The 19,512-nt window shown below is 65.3% G+C and carries 17 protein-coding genes; 13 read left to right on the top strand and 4 right to left on the bottom strand.

The genetic code is table 11. The features are described 5' to 3' along the window. Window positions 1–370: 370 nt before the first annotated feature. The 13 genes from MLGJGCBP_RS40550 (at window position 371) to MLGJGCBP_RS40610 (ending at window position 16,026) form a co-directional block, all read left to right on the top strand. Window positions 371–2,302: a flavin-containing monooxygenase gene (locus MLGJGCBP_RS40550; RefSeq protein WP_201453335.1), complete on the top strand. Its 1,932-nt coding sequence runs from the start codon at window positions 371–373 to the stop codon at window positions 2,300–2,302. Next, entirely contained in the window at window positions 2,299–3,096 is a 798-nt protein-coding gene (locus tag MLGJGCBP_RS40555; protein WP_160103023.1) for an enoyl-CoA hydratase-related protein, read from the top strand. Before MLGJGCBP_RS40550 ends, MLGJGCBP_RS40555 begins: the two co-directional genes overlap by 4 nt. 14 nt (window positions 3,097–3,110) lie before the next feature. Then, on the top strand, window positions 3,111–4,280 hold the full coding sequence (locus MLGJGCBP_RS40560; RefSeq protein WP_160103025.1) for an acyl-CoA dehydrogenase family protein: 1,170 nt from the start codon (window positions 3,111–3,113) through the stop codon (window positions 4,278–4,280). 84 nt (window positions 4,281–4,364) lie between these two features. After that, window positions 4,365–4,778 carry an SCP2 sterol-binding domain-containing protein gene (locus MLGJGCBP_RS40565; protein WP_160103027.1) on the top strand — a complete coding sequence of 138 codons (414 nt, stop codon included), beginning with the start codon at window positions 4,365–4,367 and terminating at the stop codon, window positions 4,776–4,778. A 152-nt stretch (window positions 4,779–4,930) separates the two neighbouring features. Then, the gene (locus tag MLGJGCBP_RS40570; protein ID WP_160103029.1) at window positions 4,931–5,761 is read left to right on the top strand and encodes a mycofactocin-coupled SDR family oxidoreductase; all 831 of its coding nucleotides are present in this window, start codon (window positions 4,931–4,933) and stop codon (window positions 5,759–5,761) included. 40 nt (window positions 5,762–5,801) lie between these two features. Beyond that, entirely contained in the window at window positions 5,802–7,031 is a 1,230-nt protein-coding gene (locus tag MLGJGCBP_RS40575) for a cytochrome P450 (RefSeq protein ID WP_160103031.1), read from the top strand. Window positions 7,032–7,068: 37 nt separating this feature from the next. Beyond that, window positions 7,069–7,263: a ferredoxin gene (locus tag MLGJGCBP_RS40580; protein WP_160103033.1), complete on the top strand. Its 195-nt coding sequence runs from the start codon at window positions 7,069–7,071 to the stop codon at window positions 7,261–7,263. Between the two features lie 5 nt (window positions 7,264–7,268). Next, window positions 7,269–8,444, top strand: coding sequence for an NAD(P)/FAD-dependent oxidoreductase (locus MLGJGCBP_RS40585; RefSeq protein ID WP_160103035.1), 1,176 nt, complete (start codon window positions 7,269–7,271; stop codon window positions 8,442–8,444). Between the two features lie 123 nt (window positions 8,445–8,567). Continuing rightward, window positions 8,568–10,169 (top strand): aldehyde dehydrogenase family protein, encoded by a 1,602-nt coding sequence (locus MLGJGCBP_RS40590; RefSeq protein ID WP_160103037.1) that lies wholly within the window; start codon window positions 8,568–8,570, stop codon window positions 10,167–10,169. Between the two features lie 14 nt (window positions 10,170–10,183). Beyond that, entirely contained in the window at window positions 10,184–12,004 is a 1,821-nt protein-coding gene (locus tag MLGJGCBP_RS40595) for an AMP-dependent synthetase/ligase (protein ID WP_160103039.1), read from the top strand. 104 nt (window positions 12,005–12,108) lie between these two features. After that, complete coding sequence (locus tag MLGJGCBP_RS40600; protein WP_160103041.1) at window positions 12,109–13,728, top strand: class I adenylate-forming enzyme family protein; 1,620 nt, start codon at window positions 12,109–12,111, stop codon at window positions 13,726–13,728. Between the two features lie 15 nt (window positions 13,729–13,743). Next, window positions 13,744–14,952 (top strand): CaiB/BaiF CoA transferase family protein, encoded by a 1,209-nt coding sequence (locus MLGJGCBP_RS40605; protein WP_160103043.1) that lies wholly within the window; start codon window positions 13,744–13,746, stop codon window positions 14,950–14,952. 258 nt (window positions 14,953–15,210) lie between these two features. Then, entirely contained in the window at window positions 15,211–16,026 is an 816-nt protein-coding gene (locus MLGJGCBP_RS40610) for an alpha/beta fold hydrolase (RefSeq protein WP_160103045.1), read from the top strand. Between the two features lie 141 nt (window positions 16,027–16,167). On the opposite strand, the gene MLGJGCBP_RS54495 is transcribed toward MLGJGCBP_RS40610, so the two are convergent. The 4 genes from MLGJGCBP_RS54495 to istA all read right to left on the bottom strand — a co-directional run bounded on the left by MLGJGCBP_RS54495 (window position 16,168) and on the right by istA (window position 19,440). After that, entirely contained in the window at window positions 16,168–16,497 is a 330-nt protein-coding gene (locus tag MLGJGCBP_RS54495; protein WP_442972147.1) for a YegP family protein, read from the bottom strand. Window positions 16,498–16,501: 4 nt separating this feature from the next. Further along, window positions 16,502–16,618 carry a hypothetical protein gene (locus MLGJGCBP_RS52460; protein WP_236581662.1) on the bottom strand — a complete coding sequence of 39 codons (117 nt, stop codon included), beginning with the start codon at window positions 16,616–16,618 and terminating at the stop codon, window positions 16,502–16,504. A gap of 414 nt (window positions 16,619–17,032) precedes the next feature. Further along, entirely contained in the window at window positions 17,033–17,812 is a 780-nt protein-coding gene (gene istB, locus MLGJGCBP_RS40620) for an IS21-like element helper ATPase IstB (RefSeq protein WP_160103048.1), read from the bottom strand. A 92-nt stretch (window positions 17,813–17,904) separates the two neighbouring features. Then, window positions 17,905–19,440: an IS21 family transposase gene (gene istA / locus MLGJGCBP_RS40625; protein ID WP_160103050.1), complete on the bottom strand. Its 1,536-nt coding sequence runs from the start codon at window positions 19,438–19,440 to the stop codon at window positions 17,905–17,907. Window positions 19,441–19,512 lie beyond the last annotated feature (72 nt).

The following is a 19,512-nucleotide window of genomic DNA, read 5'->3' on the forward strand; positions in this document are numbered from 1 at the left end:
TTTTTGAGTCAGCGGATTTCAGAATGCACCCAACCTACCACCATTTCGGGCTGCAGGAAACGATCGTTCAGAAATTTTCACCCCGGCGGCGGCGGGCCCCGGCGTCATGGAACCGGAGTGCGCAGACACGTGCCGCCCGCCTCACCGGCCCGTAGAGCAGCGATTGAGCGACGAAATTCAGCTGCACACAACAATTTATCGATGACGATTGACTGAGGCGGCGACGCCCTCGTACTATTGAGACATCTCGCCTCATAAATGGGGTTGCCGGCGGTTCGATCGAACCGCACAGACGTCCGCGCTCACCTGAGAAGCGTTCTGGATCTACACCGACATCGCGGCCAATCAAAGCGAACGGAAGGCGTGCTTCATGACCCAAGCTGCAGCTCCCACCCAGGGCACGGACACTGCCGCCCTGCAGGACGCCCTACGGGAGGCGAACATCCCGAGCCTCCTGATGGCACTGGTCCATCTGACAGGCGATCGGCGGTGGCTCGAACCGCCGTACCGACCCGCACGCCCCCGAGGTTTGGACGACAACGACTCCGGAGGCCTTCCGGAACCCCTGCAGGAGGAAGTCCGCAATGCCGCGCTGACCGCCGCCGCGGATTTCCGCAACGGACGTCTGTCACCGATCCCGCTCTCACCCGACGACATTTCCGAGATGCTGGCGATATCCCTGGACGAGCAGGTCCCCGCCGAGTACGGACCCCTGCTGGCGGAGGAGCTGGGTCTGGAAAGCCGCGACGTCGAGCTCCCGCCCGCCCCGGAGGGATTTCACGTCGTCATCATCGGCGCCGGCATCTCCGGACTCTGCGCCGCGTTCAAGTTGAAGATGGCGGGTGTCCCCTTCACCATCCTGGAGAAGAACGACACGGTCGGTGGGACCTGGCTGGAAAACACGTACCCCGGATGCGGAGTGGACACACCGGGACATCTGTACTGCTTCTCGTTCGACCCGAACACCGAGTGGACCCGGTACTTCGCCAAACGCGACGAGGTGTGGGCCTACCTCGACCGGTTGACGGACCAGTACGACGTCCGCCAGCACATCGAATTCGGCGTCGAAGTCGTGCGCGCCGAGTACGACGCCGACACGGCAACCTGGCAGATCGACACCCGTGACAAGTCGGGTGCGGTGAAGCGGGTCGCCGGCAACGTCCTCGTACCCGCCGTCGGCATGGTGAACAGGCCCTCGGCCCCGAACATTCCGGGCCTCGAATCGTTCGCGGGCCCCTCGATGCACACTGCCCAGTGGGACGCGTCCGTCGACCTGCGGGGCAAGCGCGTCGCGGTGATCGGTACCGGTGCCAGCGCCATGCAGCTGGTCCCGTCCATCGCCGGCGACGCCGAACGGGTCGTGGTCTTCCAGCGGTCCAAGCAATGGGCGATTCCGCATCCGAACTACCACCGCTCCGTCAGCCAGAAGGTCCGTCTGGTGATGAAGGAGGTGCCGTTCTATGCGGCCTGGTACCGCTTGCGTGCCTTCTGGAATTTCAGTGACCGGCTCCATCCGCAGGTCCAGGTGGACCCTGCCTGGCCGCACAAGGAGCGTTCGGTGAACGCCAGCAACGAGAGCCATCGCCTGTTTCTGACCAAGTACATCGAGACCCAACTCGCCGACCGCCCCGATCTCGTCGAAGCATGCCTCCCGGATTACCCCCCGTACGGCAAACGGCCGCTCATCGACAACGGGTGGTTCGCCACGATCAAGCGCGACGACGTCGAACTCGTGACCGATGCGGTGGCCGAGGTTCGGCCACACAGCGTGGTGACACGCGACGGCCGTGAATTCGAGGCCGATGTGCTCATTCTGGCCACCGGATTCCGGGCCCTGCAGTTCCTGTGGCCGATGGAAATCCGCGGAACGTCGGGTAACACGCTGGCGGAAACGTGGGGCAAGGACGACGCCCGCGCCTACCTCGGCGTCTCGGTTCCCGACTTTCCCAACATGTTCATCCTCAACGGACCGAACACCAATGCCGGTCACGGCGGGAGTGCGGTGATCTCCACCGAATTCCAGGTCCGCTATTTCATGCAGGCGGTGCGCCACCTTCTACAGGACGACGTGTCCAGCCTCGAAGTCCGTGACGACGTGTTCTGGGACTACAACCACGAACTCGACGACGCACTCGCCGGATCCGTATGGGCCCATCAGGGGATGACGAACTGGTATCGCAACGACGCGGGACGTGTGGTCATCAGCAGCCCGTGGAAATACCTCGACTACTGGCAGCGCACCCTCGAATTCCGCCCGGACGACTACCGGGTGGAAACGCAGGCCGCGGAGCAGGCACGATGACCGCGGCGGTCGCCGACCGGGCCGAAGAGGCACTCGTCTCCGTCGAGCGTGACGGACGCGTGGCGATCCTGCAACTGAACCGGCCGCGGGTCCTCAATGCACTGTCGCCGGAAATGATGGACGCCGTCCTCGCGGCACTGCGCGACCTGGACGCCGATCCCGAGGTGGGGGCGGTCGTCGTTGCCGGCCACGACCGAGCCTTCGTCGCGGGCGCCGATCTCTCGTCGATGCAGCATCGGCAACTCGCCGACGTTCTGACCGCGCAGGCGAGTCGGTTCTGGTTCCGGCTCTGCGACATCGAAGTGCCACTGGTGGCGGCCGTGTCCGGGCCGGCGTTCGGTGGCGGCTGCGAGCTCGCGCTGGCGTGTGACCTCGTGGTCGCCTCGAGCACGGCCCGCTTCTCCCAGGCCGAGATCAAGGTCGGAATCATGCCCGGCGGAGGCGGCACGCAGCGTCTTGCTCGCACCCTGGGGAAACACAAGGCCATGGAGCTGGTCCTGACCGGACGCGCGATCACGGCCGAGGAGGCCGAGCGCCTGGGCTTGGTGAACCGGGTCGTCCCGGAGGACACCTGGCGGCAGGAGGCGATCAACCTCGCACGTCAGGTCGCAGCCGGCCCTCCCGTGGCCACTCGACTGGCGAAGAAGGCAGTGCTGGCGGCCGAGGAAACCCCGCTCAGCTCGGGGATGCAGCTCGAGCGACGGCTGATGGAGCTCGCCTTCGCGAGCGAGGACCGCGTCGAAGGCATGACCGCCTTTCTGGAAAAGCGAGTCCCGCGCTGGGCGGGGATCTGAGAGGACGACGAACCATGGACATATATGGGTTCACCCAGGAACAACAGGACTTCGCTGCTGCAGTACGAAGCTTCTGCATCAAGGAATGCGGAAGTCGGGAGCAGCTGGACCTCCTCACCGATCACGGAGCCGAACAGCACAACCAAGAACTACACGAAAGGCTTGCCCGGGCGAGCTACCTGGGCGTCTCGATCCCCGAGGAGTACGGCGGGAGCGGTGGTGGCTTGACCGAACAGGTGCTCCTGTTCGAAGAACTCTGGCGCGGCCTGGCCCCGGTACACGGTGCAGGCACATCCCACACGGCGGCCGGAATCTACAAGCACTACGCCTCGGAGGAACAGAAGAAGGAGGTACTGGGTGCGATATGCGCGGGCGAGGTCATGTCCATCAGCATTTCCGAACCCGGTGCCGGCTCGGATGCCGCGGCGATCGTGTGCAAGGCGGAGCGCACCGACAGCGGTTTCCGCATCAACGGCCAGAAGACCTGGTGCTCGGACGCCCAGTTCGCGAAGCGGATCCTCCTCGTGGCGAGAACGTCTCGAGATGAGCGACCGCACGACGGTCTGACGATGCTCGAGGTCCCGGCCGACGCCCCCGGTCTCACCATCCGGCCGATAGCAACGATGGGCGGCAACGAAGTCAACGACCTCTTCTTCACGAACGTCGAGGTGCCCGCCTCCGCCGTGGTAGGCGAGGAAGGCGGAGCCTGGAAGCAGCTCATGTCCGGACTGAACGGCGAACGGCTCGTCTGTGCGGCACAGGGACTCGGCATGGCGCAACGCACGTTCGACGATCTCCTCGCCTACGTCGGCGAGCGTGAACAGTTCGGATCCAAGATCGGCTCGTTTCAAGCTCTGCGACACCGCATCGCAGATCTCGCGATCGAACTGGAATCCGCGCGCGCTCTCACATACGCGACCACCCGCCGCATCGAATCGCACATCGGATCGGCAGCCGAGCGTATGCGGGCAGCCTCGATGGCGAAGGTGAAGGTCACCGAGACCGCGAAGAAGATCGCCCTCGAAGGCGTGCAGATGATGGGCGGATACGGCTACTGCGTGGAATACGGGATGGAGCGCCACCTCCGTATGAGTATCCCCCCGACCATCTACGCCGGCACCAATGAAATTCAGCGGGACATCATTGCCGGGTCGTACGGGCTCCGACCGAGCGCCCGCGCTTGAACGATCAATCTCGGCGTGCCCGGAATCGCATAATTGAGATCGTCATCTCGAAAATTGACATCGACCCTGAGGAATGAGGAGAGAATGACCATCTACCAATCCACCGAGGAGATTTACGAGGTACTCGTGCCGTTCTACGAGCACCTCACGACCGATCCGGCGGTGGGGCCGAAGTTCGTCAAGGCAAACACGTCCTTCCGCATTCGCCATCACGACCCGGCGGCGGTGTTCTTGCTCGACGCCACACAGGATCCCGCCGTCCTTCGCTTCGGCGCGGAGGCCGAAACCCAGGAACCGGAGGTCGAGCTTTCGATGAGCGGCGACGATGGGCACAAATTCTGGCTCGGCAAATTGAATCTGCCAGTAGCGTTGGCACGCAAGAAGATAAAGGTCGACGGTGGGGTGACGAAGCTTCTGGGACTCGTACCGGCCCTGCAACCGGCCTATGCGCAGTACCGAGCGCATCTGGAAAGCCTCGGCCGCCCCGTCGACGCATGAAGCTCCGACGTGCGGATGTTCCGAACGATCGTTGACAAGTGACCCGCGTTACACCTATATTAGAGACGCGCCCTCTCAATAACTTTTGCGCCCCTCAATCTCAACACCAAACCAGCCATCGCTCACAGGGCATGGCCCAAGGAGGAACCGACATGGGACTCGCTGACGGCAAAGTTGCCTTCATCTCCGGACTCGCCCGCGGACAGGGGCGGTCCCACGCAGTCCGCCTCGCCGAAGAGGGCGCGGACATCATCGGCTTCGACATCTGCCACGACGAACCGTCGGTGGAATACCCACTGGCGACGCCGGACGACCTCGACGAGACCATCGCGCTCGTCGAGAAGACCGGGCAGCGCATCCACGCCGTGCAGGCGGATGCGCGGGACGCGGACGCGGTGCAGAAGGTCGTCGACGACGGCGTGGCGGAATTCGGTCGACTCGACATCGTCCTCGCCAACGCGGGCATCATGGCGATCACCGGCCAACAGCGCCTGATGCCCGACGCATGGCACGCGGGCATCGACATCATGCTCAAGGGTGTCTACAACACCGTCAACCCGGCGATCCCCCATCTCCGTGCGGGTGGCCGGGGCGGATCGATCGTCATCACCAGCTCGACCGCCGGCCTGGTCGGCGGTATGTCGGATGGAAGCCCGGGCGTACTGGGATACATCGCGTCGAAGCACGGGGTGGTCGGTCTGATGCGCGCATGGACACTCCTTCTCGCCCCAGAGGGCATCCGGGTCAACACGATTCATCCGACGGGCGTCGCCTCACCGATGGTCGTGAACGAGGCGTTCGGCCGTTTCGTTCAGGAGTTCCCGCAGATCGCCGAGAACCTGCAGAACCCGCTGCCGGTGCACGACAACGGCATGCTGTTGCCGGAGGACGTGACCAACACGATCATGCATTTGGTCTCCGATGCCGGCCAGTACACCACCGGCCAGACCGTGGTCGTCGACGCCGGGTTCACGGCCCGCTGACCTGACCGACCCGGCCAGTTCCTACCTGCAGGAGGTTTCCATGACCGCCACACGCATCGATGTCTTCGACCCGGAGGTCTACGCGGCCGGTGATCCCGATACTTTCGGATTGCCGCTGGACGCCTACGACCGGATTCGTGACGAGACACCGTGCTTTCTCCACGAATTCGACAATCCGCTGCTGATCGACCGAGCGTGGGTCGTCAGCCGCAACGAGGACATCTGGGCAGTCGACCGCAACAGCGAGTTGTACGCAGCCGACAGAGGCTACGTGAACGCCTGGAAGGTCACCCCGATCGATCCGACCATGGGCGGCATGCCCGCCATGCTCACCATGGACGGGGCCAAGCACAAGGCCCAGCGTGGCGTCATGGCCAAGGGCTTCACCCCCGCATTCGTCCGCAAACTCGAGGAGAAGTTCCGCGAGTACGCGGTGACGATCGTCGACCGCGCCCTGGAGAAGGGCACGTTCAACTTCGTCCACGAAATCGGGCACGCCATGCCGATGGAGGCCCTCGGGGACGTGCTCGGCGTCCCGCCGGAGGATCGACCGAAGTTCTTCGGTTGGGTCGACACCTTCGCCGCTCCGTTCGACGAGCGCATCACTCCGTCGTTCGACCACGTCATGGAAGCCATCGGAAACCTGATGGTGTACGCCGGTGACCTGGCCGAACTCAAGCGTCAACATCCAGGTGACGACGTCATGAGCCGGATCGTCGCAGCCGCAGATGTCATCAGCGAGGACGAGGTGCTGGGCAACGTGGCACTGCTCGCCAGCGGGGCCGCCGAGAGCACCCGTACCGCGCTGTCGCACGGGATGCACTCGTTGCTTCGCAACCCCGAGCAGATGGCCTGGCTGCGGGAGCGCGACGGTGACATCCCGAACACCGCCATCCAGGAGTTCGTGCGGGTCGCATCGCCGTTCACCCATCTCGTGCGCACGGCGACCGCGACACACGAGCTGCACGGCCAGACCATCGACGAGGGCGATATCGTCCTCATGCTGTTCACGGCCGGCAACTTCGACCCCCGCGCATTCGACGAACCGCGCAGATTCGATCTCTCGCGCGAGAACAATCCGCACGTCAGCTTCGGCCGCGGCCCCCACCAGTGCCTCGGCAAGCACGTGGCCACGCTCGAGATGAAGATTCTGCTCGAGGAACTGCTCCAGCGCACGTCGAACATCGAGCAGGTAGGCGACGTCTCCTACGTCAAGGACAACTACTCGCGGGGAGTGTACGAACTTCCCATCACCATCACCCCCGCCTGAAGCGGGCCGGTACCGACGTACCCGAGGACTGAGCACCATGAAGATCACTGTCGACTTCGCCGCCTGCGAGATGCACGGCGACTGCGTCATGGAGGCCCCGGAGGTCTTCGACCTTCACGACGACTCCGATGTGGTTGTCCTGCTGGACGACCAGCCGTCGGAGGAACTCCGCCCGAAGGTGGAAGCCGCGGCACGCATGTGCCCGGTGGCGGCCATCCTGATCAAGGACTGAATCGCATGCGACATGTCGTTGTAGTGGGAGCCGGCCTGGCCGGCTTCCGGGTCGGCCGGTCATTGCGAGATGCGGGCTTCACCGGCGAGATCACCCTGATCGGGGACGAGGAGCACTTACCCTACGACCGGCCACCGCTGTCCAAGGCGTTGCTGGCAGGCAGCGTCACCGGCGACCAGTGCCGGCTACCCGGTCGAACGGACGACCTGACGTGGCGTCTGGGGGCGCCGGTGCACGGTGTCGACTTCGACGTCCGTGCCCTCACCCTCGGTGACGGCACGGACCAGCCGTTCGACGAACTCGTCATCGCCACCGGACGCCGCGCCCGGCCGTGGCCTGGGCGAAAGCCCGCCACCGGGGTCTTCACCCTCCGATCGCTCGGCGACGTGGCGGCCTTCACCGCCGCCGCGGCGCCCGGCAGTCGCGTGGTCATCATCGGGGCGGGATTCATCGGCTGTGAGGTGGCGGCCACCCTGCGGGCCCGCGATGTCGAGGTGACCGTCGTCGATGTCAGCGATACACCCATGCCGGTCATCGGTCCCGAGGCCGGCGCATTCGCCCGGCAGCTGCACGAACGCCACGGTGTCCGCTGGCGCCTCGGGACGGGAGTCGACTCGATCGAGGGTGACGAATACGTGACCGGCGTCCGCCTCGCCGATGGAGAACTGCTAGAAGCTGACGCCGTCCTCGTATCGATCGGTTCTGTCCCAAACACTGAATGGCTGGCAGATTCACCCGTAGACACCGATGGCGGCGTGGTCCATGTCGATGACATCTGCCGGGTGCTGGACAGGGCAGGGTCCCCCCTCTCCGGCGTGTGGGCAGCGGGTGACGTCGCGGCGTGGGTTCACCCCCACGCCGGCACTCACGTCTGTGTCGAACACTGGTCCAACGCGCGTGACATGGCGGACCGGGTGGCCGCGAACCTTGTGGTCGACCATCCCGGTAGGGCGCCTCTTGTGTCGGTACCCGCGTTCTGGTCGGATCAGTACGACGTGAAGATCAAGTCCGTCGGCTACCTGCGCGCGGCCGACGAACTCGTCGTCGTCGCGCAGGATGCGGACCGCAATTCCCTGGTCGTCGAAGCGCGCCGCGGCAGCGAGGTAGTCGGCGCCATCGGTTTCAACGCCACCAAGGCCGTCCTCGGCTACCAACGCGCCCTGCGGGCGGTCCCCGCCTGAACGATCCTGGTGCGAAAGGGGATCAACGAGGCAATCGGGTACGAATTGCGGAATCATAGCCTAGAAATGTGACATCCATCACAATATTTGTCTTTCATCCACGCCCGCTGTCGGAGGAATCCCATGACACAGACCGAGGTCGGCACCCACGGCGCCGATACGCCCAAGGCGCTCGCCGACGAACCGCACGTCGACGTCGTCAACCCTGCCACCGGCGAGGTCGTCGGCACCGTCGAGACGATGTCCCCGGAGGAGGTCGACCGGCTGGCCCATCGCCTCCGTGCGGCCCAACCAGAGTGGGAGGCGCTGGGCCCGAAGAAACGAGCGAAGCATCTGCTGGCATGGCTGAACTGGATCGTGGACAACAAAGATCATCTCCTGGGTCTGGTTCACCGCGAGGCCGGCAAGTCTTGGGGTGATGCATCGATCGAGTTGATGGTCTGTGTCGAGGTCATCAACTACTACGCCAAGCATGGTGAAAAGTTCCTCGCCGAAGAGGGCCGCCGAATCCACGGTCCGGCGTCGTTCAACAAGAAACTGCGAATTCTGCGCCGCCCGTACCAACTCGTCGGGATCATCACGCCGTGGAACTATCCCCTGGCCATGCCGATGATGGATGTGCCCGGTGCTCTCATGTCGGGCGCTGCCGTGTTGACCAAACCTTCGGAGATCACCCCCCTTGCGTGGGCCGAGGTGGTGCGCGCCTGGAACGACGAGATCGGGGCTCCCCCCGTGCTCGGATGCGCGACCGGGCGCGGCCCGGCCGGGCGAGCGGTCGTGGACGCCGTCGACATGATCCAGTTCACCGGCTCGACCCGGACCGGCCGTTCGATCGGAATCCGTGCCGCCGAACGGCTGATTCCGGCGAGCCTCGAACTCGGGGGCAAAGACCCGATGATCGTGCTCTCCGATGCCGACCTCGACCGTGCCGTCCGCGGCGCGGTCTGGGGGGGACTTTTCAACGCCGGCCAATCCTGCGTGGCAATCGAACGGATCTACGCCGAAAGCGCGGTGTACGACGAGTTCGTCGACCGGCTCGTCGCCGAGGTTCGCACCCTGCGTCAAGGACACGACGCGCAGGGTGCGTTCGCGGCCGAGTACGGCGCGATGGCCACCGAGGCCCAACTCGAGCTCGTCGAGCGGCACGTCGCGGATGCGGTCTCCAAGGGGGCCCGCGTCCTCACCGGTGGCCGACGCTCCGACGAGGGACTGTTCTATCCTGCGACCGTTCTCGTCGACGTCGACCACTCGATGGCGTGCATGCGGGAAGAAACGTTCGGGCCGCTTCTGCCGGTGATGAAGGTCGACTCCGAGGATCAGGCAGTCACGCTCGCCAACGACTCCGTCTACGGCCTCGCCGGAAGTGTATGGACGTCCTCGACGGCGCGCGGTCGTCGCGTCGGGAGCCGGGTGGAGGCCGGTGGCATGAACATCAACAATGCGATGACCAACGTCTTCCAGTTTCCCCTGCCGATGGGCGGCTGGAAGCAGTCCGGACTCGGGCACCGGTTCGGCGGACCGAACGGTGTCCGCAAATTCACCCGGCAACAGGCATTCGTCAGCGAACGGCTTCCCTTCAAGAACGAGATGCACTGGTACCCCTACTCACCCTCCAAGGGAGCGCTGGTCGAGCGCGCCCTCCGCCTCACAGGACTGCACGACTGGCGTCGTCGACTGGGCCTGCGTCCCAGCGACACTCAAACCTCGCCTCGGTCTTCCCACTGAACCCAGGAGCCCATGTGACCAGCTTCCCCGAAGCCATCCCCCGGAGCGAGCCCACCCCGCTCGCCGCCGCCACGATCCCGGAAGCCTTCCAACAGGTCGTCGCCACGTACGGCGACCAGACAGCCCTGCGCACGATCGACGAGCACGTCAGCTACACCTGGCGAGAACTCGACGAACGCGTCCGCTCCCTCGCCGCCGGGTTGGCCGGTCTGGGCTTGGGCCGCGGCGACACCGTGGCGATCATCCTGCCGAACACCGTCGAGTGCCATCTCGTCGATTACGCGGCCTACCACATCGGCGCGGTGCCGTTCGCGGTGTTCAACAGTTCCCCGGCCGAACAGATCGAGCATCAACTCCGGGTCGCGGACTGCACCCTCGTCGTCACGCAACTCGCCTTCCTCGACAAGGTACGGGCGGCGGTGGCAGCACTCGGCGACCAGGTCCGCCACCTCGTGGTAGTGGACGGTGAGGTGCCGGGAACACTCACCCTCGAGGATCTGGAAGGTGCAGCGGATCCGGCGTTCGACGTGGAGGCGGCGTGGCGCGCCGTCCGCGCCGACGATCTGTCCACGCTCATCTTCACCTCCGGAACCACCGGCGCCCCCAAGGGAGCCCAGTGGTCTCATCGGACGGTGATGGCGCAGCAGCGCGCCCTGGCCGCCGCGCTCCCCCTGCCCTCCATCGGGATCATTTCCTTCCTCCCCATGGCCCACGCCGGCGGCCGGATCACATCGCAGTACATGGCCCTCGCCCACGGTGCTGCGATCACCGCGTGCCCGGACATGGCACAGGTGCCCGTTGCACTGGCCCGACACCGGCCCGACGCGTTCTTCTCTGTGCCCCGCCTGTGGGAGAAACTGCAGGTGGCGATCGAACTGATGATCGCCGGCGAGGCCGATGATTCTCATCGTGGTGCCCTGCAGGCCGCCCTCGAGACCGGCAAGCAAGCTGTGCTCGCGGCCGAAACCGGCTCCGATGCGGACCCCGCGGAGGTGATCCGACTCCTCACCGAGCACAAGGAGGCTTTGACCCTCTTGCGGCCGCTCCTCGGCAGACTCGGGCTCGATCGCATCAAGGCCGCGTTCGTCGGCGGTGCACCCTCAGCTTCCGAACTCTCCGTATTCTTTCGCGCTGTCGGGGTGCCGATGCTCGAGGCGTACGGCCTGACCGAGGGTTCACTCAACGTCTTCAACCGCATCGAGGATTTCAAGGCGGGCACGGCAGGCAAACCACTGCCCGGGGTCGAATTGAAACTCGGTGACGACGGCGAGCTGCTCGCCAAGGCCGACCTCAATTTCGTCGGCTACCGTAAACAGCCCGACGAGACCGCCGCGGCACTCGACGAGAACGGGTGGCTGCGCACCGGCGACATCGCCGTCATCGACGACGACGGATTCGTCAGCATCGTCGACCGCAAGAAGGAAATCATCATCAACTCGGCAGGCAAGAACATGTCGCCGGCCACCATCGAGTCGACCATCAAGGGAGAAAGCTCACTGATAGGCCAGCTCGTCGCCGTCGGCGACCGCCGCAAGTACGTGACCGCACTCGTCACTCTCGACCCCGAGGCACTCGCCGTCTACGCCAAGCGTCTCGGGCTCGACGGGAAACCCGAATCCGACATCGTCGCGGCACCCGAAGTCCGCGCGGAGGTCGAAGCCGCCGTCGAACGCGGCAATCGTCGGCTCAACAGCAACGAACAGATCAAGAAGTTCGCGATTCTCGCAACTGCATGGCTGCCGGATTCCGAGGAACTCACGCCAACCGCCAAGCTCAAGAGACGCGTCATCCATCGCAAGTACGCGGAACAGATCGAAGCGCTCTACTTCGACTGATCATTAGATTCGTTCCGGCACAGCTGATCTCCACGAATTGCCGCGAGGAGATCAGCTCGACCGATCGCCGGCACCGCTTCGAACACTGCACCTGAGGAGACGCCATGCCCACAACGGTCGGACCCGCTGCCGGCGACTTCCTCCGGCTGTCCGCTCAACGCCATCCCGACCGCGCATGTTTCGTTCTCGGCAATGGAAGGCAATGGACCTTCGCAGAAGTCAACAGTCGGGTCAACCGGCTCGCGGACGCATTCGCCGCACACGGAATCGGCCGCGGGGACCGCGTGGCCCTCTTCGCGGTCAACGGCATCGGCTACGCCGAAGTGATCCTCGCCTGTCTGAAACTGGGCTGCACCTACGTGCCGCTCAACAACCGTCTCGCCGCTGAAGAAACCGCAACACTGCTCCAGTCCGCCGACCCCGTAGCACTATTCACGGACGAGCGATACATCGAGCATCTCGCTCCGCTGCTTTCCCACGCGCCCAACTTGCGGCTCACCGCGCTCTTCGGCGGAGAGTACGACTCATTCATTCCGTACGAGAGGCTCGTCGCCGAAGGCCGTGACGTCGAACCGGACGTCCGCGTCGGCGACGACGAGATCGTCGGCCTGGCTTTCACCAGCGGAACGACCGGTAAACCGAAGGGCGTCCTCCAGTCTCAGCGAATGATCAAGAATTTGGTCACCGCGATCACGCTCGACTACGAAATTCAGCCCGACGAGTTCCGCTACTCCTCGTCGCCCATGTTTCACATCGGCGGGCAGAGTCCCGTCCTCATGCACGTCTGGCGCGGCTTTCCGACGTTGATTTTGCCGCAGTTCGACGTCGACGAGGTTCTCTGGTGGTTGCAGCACGGCGAACTCACCGGCTGTTTCCTGGTTCCCACGATGATTTCCGGCCTGCTCGCACACCCGGCTGTCGAACAATCCGATTATCCGGAACTGCGGTCGATCATCTACGGTGCCGCGCCGATGCCTCCGACCGTGCTCCGGCGGGCCCTCGAGGTTTTTCGGTGCGACTTCGTCAATGCGTTCGGTGCCGGAACCGAGACCGGACTTCAGACAGTCCTCGGATCGGCCGATCATCGGAGGGCAGCGGCAGGGGCCGAGCACCTCCTCGGCTCGATCGGCAAGCCCGCGTACGGTGTCGATCTCCGGCTACTCGATTCGGAGGGCAACGACGTTCCCCGGGGCAGCGTCGGGGAAATCGTCACCCTCAACGCGCAGACCATGTCCGGCTACCTCGATCGACCGGAGGAGACGGCACAAGCACTGCAGGACGGGTGGTTTCGAGCCGGAGACCTCGCCTACATGGATGACGACGGCTACCTGTATCTCGCGGGCCGACGCAACGACATGATCATTCGCGGTGCGGAGAACATCTACCCGATCGAGATCGAGGACGTCCTCTGCCGCCACGAAGACATCGACCAGGCCGCCGTGATCGGTGCTCCCGACGAGCATTGGGGCGAGGTCGTCGTGGCGTTCATCGTTCCCCGTCGCGGCCGAGACGTGGACACTCGGAGCATCCGCACGCATTGCCGACAGTATCTCGCCGCGTACAAGGTACCGGCCGAGCTGATCACCATCGCCGAACTCCCTGTGAACGCCGGGGGCAAGGTTGTACGGCGCGAACTCCGCAGACGGGTCTGCAGCAACGAACACCACCCACCGCGCCAGGACCGTGCCGACGGCCGGAAAGACCACCTTCCAGCGCATCCATAACGAGGAGAAGTTTTCATGACCGACACAGAGACCACCCACAGCGCCGGCCCGCTGGCAGGGCTGAAGATCGTCGAGCTTGCCGGGATCGGGCCCGGCCCCTATGCGGCGATGCTCCTGGCCGACCTCGGCGCCGACGTGGTCCGCGTCGAGCGGCCGGGCCCACCGGCCAGCGGCGTCGACCCCCAACTCGACGTTCTCCGCCGAAACCGAACATCCATCGTCGTCGATCTGCGCTCCCCGCGGGGCGTCGATGTGGTCAAGCAACTCACCGCCGACGCGGACGTGCTGATCGAGGGATTCCGTCCCGGCGTCACCGAGCGACTCGGACTGGGACCCGAAGACCTCTGGTCGATCAACCCGCGGCTGGTCTACGGGAGAATGACCGGCTGGGGACAGGAAGGACCACTGGCGCACACCGCTGGACACGACATCGGTTACATCGCCATCACCGGTGCGCTCGCCTCGATAGGACGACGCAACGAAGCACCCGTGCCCCCGGTCAACTTCGTCGGTGACTTCGGCGGCGGGTCCTTGTTCCTGGTCGTCGGGATCCTCGCCGCCGTGTGGGAGGCCGTGCGGTCGGGCCGAGGCCAAGTCGTCGACGCCGCCATCGTCGACGGCGCCGCGTCGCTGACCGGCATCCTGCACGGGTTGATGGCATCCGGTGGATGGCAGGACGAACGCGGCACGAACTTCCTCGACACCGGTGTGCCCTGGTACGACACCTATGCCACATCCGACGACCGCTGGATGGCCGTGGGCGCCCTCGAGCCCCAGTTCTACGCAACGTTCACCGAGACCTTGGGACTTGCGGAGGATGTCGCCGACCGCACCGACCCACGAGGATGGCCGCAACTTCGCGAGGCGATTCGACGCGCGTTCGCCTCCCGCACACAGGCCGAGTGGACTGCAGCGTTCGAGGGAACCGATGCGTGCGTTGCCCCCGTCTTGTCGCTGACCGAAGCTCCCGATCACCCCCACCTGACCGCTCGGGGCACCTTCGTCGACGTCGGTTCGGTCCGGCAACCCGCACCGGCACCGCGATTCAGCAGAACCGTGCCGCCCACACCGACCGCACCCCCAGTACCCGGTGCGCACACGAGCGAAATCTTGCGTGAGCTCGGAATCTCAGATGTGGACGACCTATTGGCGAGCGGTGTGGTCGAGCGGCCCGACGAACATCCCGACCGTCAACGGGCAGCTGTGCCCATGGGACCGCAATGACGCGCCACCACCCACGAACCGCCGGCGACGACAGTCACCGCGGCGACGTCGGGCACCTGCTTGCGCAGGTTCCGGGACCGGTCCAGGGGCCCTGCGGACGGTATCGATGATGCCGGCACCACCGATCGGTGAAGACTGGTTCTCGATGCATTCTCATTCGCCGGGCCGCGAGGAGATGACTGGCACTGCTCCTACGTCAGCGGCCAACTGTCGATCTCGGGACCCACGGACGGCATCGACAGCACAGGAGAATTGGTAGTGACAAGAATCCGAGCGAGTGACGGCACCAGTCTCTACGTGCAGGATCTCGGAGACGGGCCGCCCGTGGTCCTGATCTCCGGATTCGGCCTCGATGGCACGCTGTGGGACCGCCAGATCCGCATCCTGAGCGCATCGGGCTATCGCGTAGTGTGCATTGACCAACGCGGGCACGGTCGGTCGGACAAACCTCTATCCGGCTACGCTGTAACAGAATTGGCCGATGACCTGGAAACAGTACTGGACCGGCTGGATCTGTTCGAAGCCACTCTGGTCGGCCATTCCTTCGGCGGTCAGGTCGCGTTCGCTGCTGCGGCGACATCGGTACGTGTGGGCCGGCTCGTCCTCGTCGGCTCCAACGCAGTGAGCGCAGCGAGGACCCCCACCTTCCCCTTCGGAGCTCCATCCGATGCAGTCCTCCCGAGTCTGATCGATGCCGAAGCGGAGAACCGGATCTCATCGCGCCGTGCCACTCTGGTCGGCGCTTTTGCCACGCCGCCGTCCGATGACCTCGCAGCCTGGCTACTCGCAACATCATTGCGGATGCCATCCTGGGCAGCCATCGCATGCTATCGATCGATGCTCACCACTGACTTGATCCACCTACTGCCCAAAGTACGACAGCCCGTACTCCAGGTGATCGGCGCAGCCGACCCAGTGCACTCGACGAAGGGCGCCCTCTGGCTGAGCCGACAACTACACGACGCCGACCTCATCGAGCTCGACGCGTGCGGTCACTATCCCATGTTGGAAATGCCAGCCACCTTCGAGACGGCCCTGCTCGACTTCATGAGACACACGACAGCAACGCACTAGATCCGAACACCAGGATGCGCGCCGCCGACCGATATCGAGGGAACCAGAGGTGGGCGATATCGACGTTGAGACAACTACGTCGAGGCAAGACTCTGCTGCATTTGTGCAGTAACTGTCGGGCAACAGGGTGTCGACCACGAATCATCGGAAGGAGCGAGAATGATCCGAGGTCAGATCAGATCCGCAGTGGGGCGGATGGGGCATTGTCCTCGATCGACGCCATCCCGGTCTGAGCCGCTGCCTTCGAGGTGCCGCCTGACTCACCGCGATGCTCTCCCCGTTGGCTGCCTTCAAGCGGAACCGGAACTTGCCGGCCGCGTCCTTGAAAGCTCGAAGTTCGCAGTCATCGTCCCTCCTCCGCCAGGTGCCACGACGTGTCGCGAACCCCCTGCGATCACGGTAGTCCGACAACACACCTACCGGCAGCCGAACGCGCTCTTTCCGGCGGCACCGAAGTCCGGGACGAATCATCTTCCTAGGTCAGCGCGTTCTTCGAGGCGTCGGCTCTTGCGTCTATCCACGCGATCACGTCAAAGACGCGCAGCGCCGAGTTCTCCTCCGGCCGGCCCGCCTCCTCCTGGATCGACAGCAACCGGCGATGCAGATCGCCGTCGTCGGCCCGGAGGATTCCTGAACCGGTTCAAATATGGTCGCTCGGTGCCCAGAACCTGGCTGGCCCGATCCCAGATGCCACCACGCGATGTCGACTACCTCGATCAGCCAGCGCGGCCGTTTACCCGTGAGTACCTGCGTGGTTCGGTCCGATGGACGGCGGTGGAGACCTCGTGCAGACGACGAACACCTCGCCCACCGACACCGGACGCAGTGTCCTATTCCCGCCTGCTGTGCGGACGCGAGCACCGCGCCGGTATACCCCCGCCCGACCCGAACCTGCCGCGCCCGATGTCAAGGGACTTTGGTTTCTGCCCATCGGCGGTCACGAAACCTGCCCGTGGGCGGACATGAATGTGCCCACGGGCGGACACGAAACTGCCCACCGTGCTGCTCAGATCAGCGGTGTGGTGCCGGTGCCGGCGAGGGCTTGACTCATCCGGATCGAATCTCCACTGGTCTGACACAGGTGAGCGTGATGCATGAGCCGATCGACGGTGGCGGTGGCCAGTGTCTTGGGCATCAGTTCGTCGAATCCTGACGGATGCAGATTCGACGACAGCGCCAGGGCCCGTTTCTCATATGCGGCATCGACAAGCCGGTAGAGGCCTTCGGCGGCGTCGGCGGCCACCGCCAACAGGCCGATGTCATCGATGACCACGAGATCGGCGCGCAGCAGCTTGGTCAGCGCCCCCGACACCGAGTCGTCGGCACGGTGCCGGCGGATCAGTGCGCCGAGGTCTTCGAGGGTGAACCACAACACCTTCCGTCCCCGTTCGACGGCATGCTGGCCGAGTGCCTCGAGGAAGAATGTCTTGCCCGTGCCGGACGGGCCGCAGACGACGAGGTTCTCGCGCCGCTCGATCCATTCCAGGGTGCGCAGCGCCTGCTGGGTCGGCGCCGGGATCGAGGACAGTTCCGGTTTCCAGGCGTCGAAGGTCTTGCCGGTGGGAAACGCTGCGGCGGCGCGGCGGGTGGCCAGCGCCGAGCGTTCCCGTCCGGCGGCCTCCTCGGCGAGCAGCGCCTTGAGTACCTCGGCGGGTTCCCACCGCTGGGCGCGGGCGGTGGCCAACACGTCGGGGGCGGCGCGGCGGATGTGCGGCAGCCGCAGCCGGTGCAACAGGGATTCCAGGTCGGCCGGCAGCGGCGGCGCCGACGGTGGTGCAGTGCTCACGAGAACAGCCCTCCTGTGGTCGGTGTTTGCGTGGCGATCCTTGATGCTGTTGCAGCACAGTAGCTTTAGATAGCACCGCGCGTTGGTGGGTGCTAGTATTCGGTGGCGCCGGTGCCCTCGGTGTCGGTGAGTTCGCTCAGGGTCGGGGCACCGAATCGGGCCCACCCGGCGGTGCCCTGGGCCAGGGACCGCGATTCGTCGGCCCGATGGGTGGTGTCCGAGGCGGCGCCGGCAGGGTGGGCGTCCAGGATCGCCATCAGGTCGCCCTCGGCGAAGCGGCCGTAGGCGGCGGCGTGCCCGAGCGCCCAGTCGACCCGTTCGGCGCCGAGCAGCTTCGCCAGCGACACCGCGTGCTCCATCTTCACTCGGATCTTCCCGGTGCCGGCCTCGGCGGCCTCACACAACCACAGCCGGGCACCGACACCGATGTCGCAGAACGCGCGTTCGGCGTCGGTCCGCGGGATCGGCTGACGGCCCAGGACCCCGGCAGGAGGCGGCGGGAAGTGCTCGTCGCAGATCTGCGGCGAACCGGGGCGGGCCCGCCGGTGCCGGGCGACCTCGACCGGGCCACCCTCGCCGTGGTGGACGAAGACGATCCGCTCGCCGGCCCCGGCGCCGTGCGCGCGGACCCACACCGTCTGCCCACGCAGGGTGTGCGGCACCGAGTACTGGCCGTTCTCGAACGCGATCATCGGTGTGTTGTCCGGGACGATGCGGGTCACACCCCAGGTCACGGTGTGCGGAGCGGCCGGGACCGGGTGCAGGTGAAGGCGTTCTTCGGCGAGCATCTCGGCCGGGATGCGGCGAGTGGTGCGGTGGATGCGGGTGTTGACCTGATCGCAGAACTGCGTGCAGGCGGCCTCGAGGTCGTCGAAACTGTCGTACTGGGCGGCGAGGTTGTGGTCGGTGGGCACCAGGTCGGCTTTGGCCAGCTTGACGGTGTTCTCCACCCCGCCCTTGGTGGCCGGGTCCGCGGGCAGACAGGTCTTCACGACCAGGCCGTAGTGCCGGGCGAAGGAGACCACGCCCGGGTTGCGGACGGCGACCGAGGCGATGTGTTCGGTGGTGACCATCTTCTCGTTGTCGGTGAGCAGATACGTCGGGACACCACCGACCTGCCGGAAGATCCGGTCCAGGCCCGCGTAGACGGAGGGAGCGGTGCGGTCCCGCAACGGGATCACCACCCGGTGCCGGCACCAGGCCAGCCACGCGCACAGCAGCACCGTCTTGATGCCGTCGACGATCGGGCCGTCGCCGAAGTCGTGCTGCAGCCAGAGCCCGGGTTCGGTGACCCAGGGCCTGTGCACCCGGGTGTGGCCGAGCCGGTAGGCGCGTTTGACCCGGGCCACGGCGCGGCGGGTGGTGCGTTCGGTGCCGGTGAAGCCGAGGGCGAGTAGTTTGTCGTGGGCGACGTCGGCGCGGACCCGACCTTTCGAATGTTCGACCCATTCTTCGATTTTCGGTAGATATTCGTCGATCAACATCGGTCTCCTCTCCCGCGGCGGGGTCGGGACATCGGCGGTGTCGCGTTCGGCGACGAGGCGGGCGACGGTGTGATGGGAGCACCCCGCCAGCGCGGCGGCGGCACGGTAGGACTTCGTCAGGTCGTAGGCTTCGAGAATTTCCATGAATATGTAGGTGATCCAGCCGGCTCGACCCGGCGCCGACTCTGACCCTGACGAGGAGTGCACGATGCAGTG

The organism is Rhodococcus sp. T7, assembly GCF_009872365.1.
Lineage (GTDB): Bacteria > Actinomycetota > Actinomycetes > Mycobacteriales > Mycobacteriaceae > Rhodococcus_F.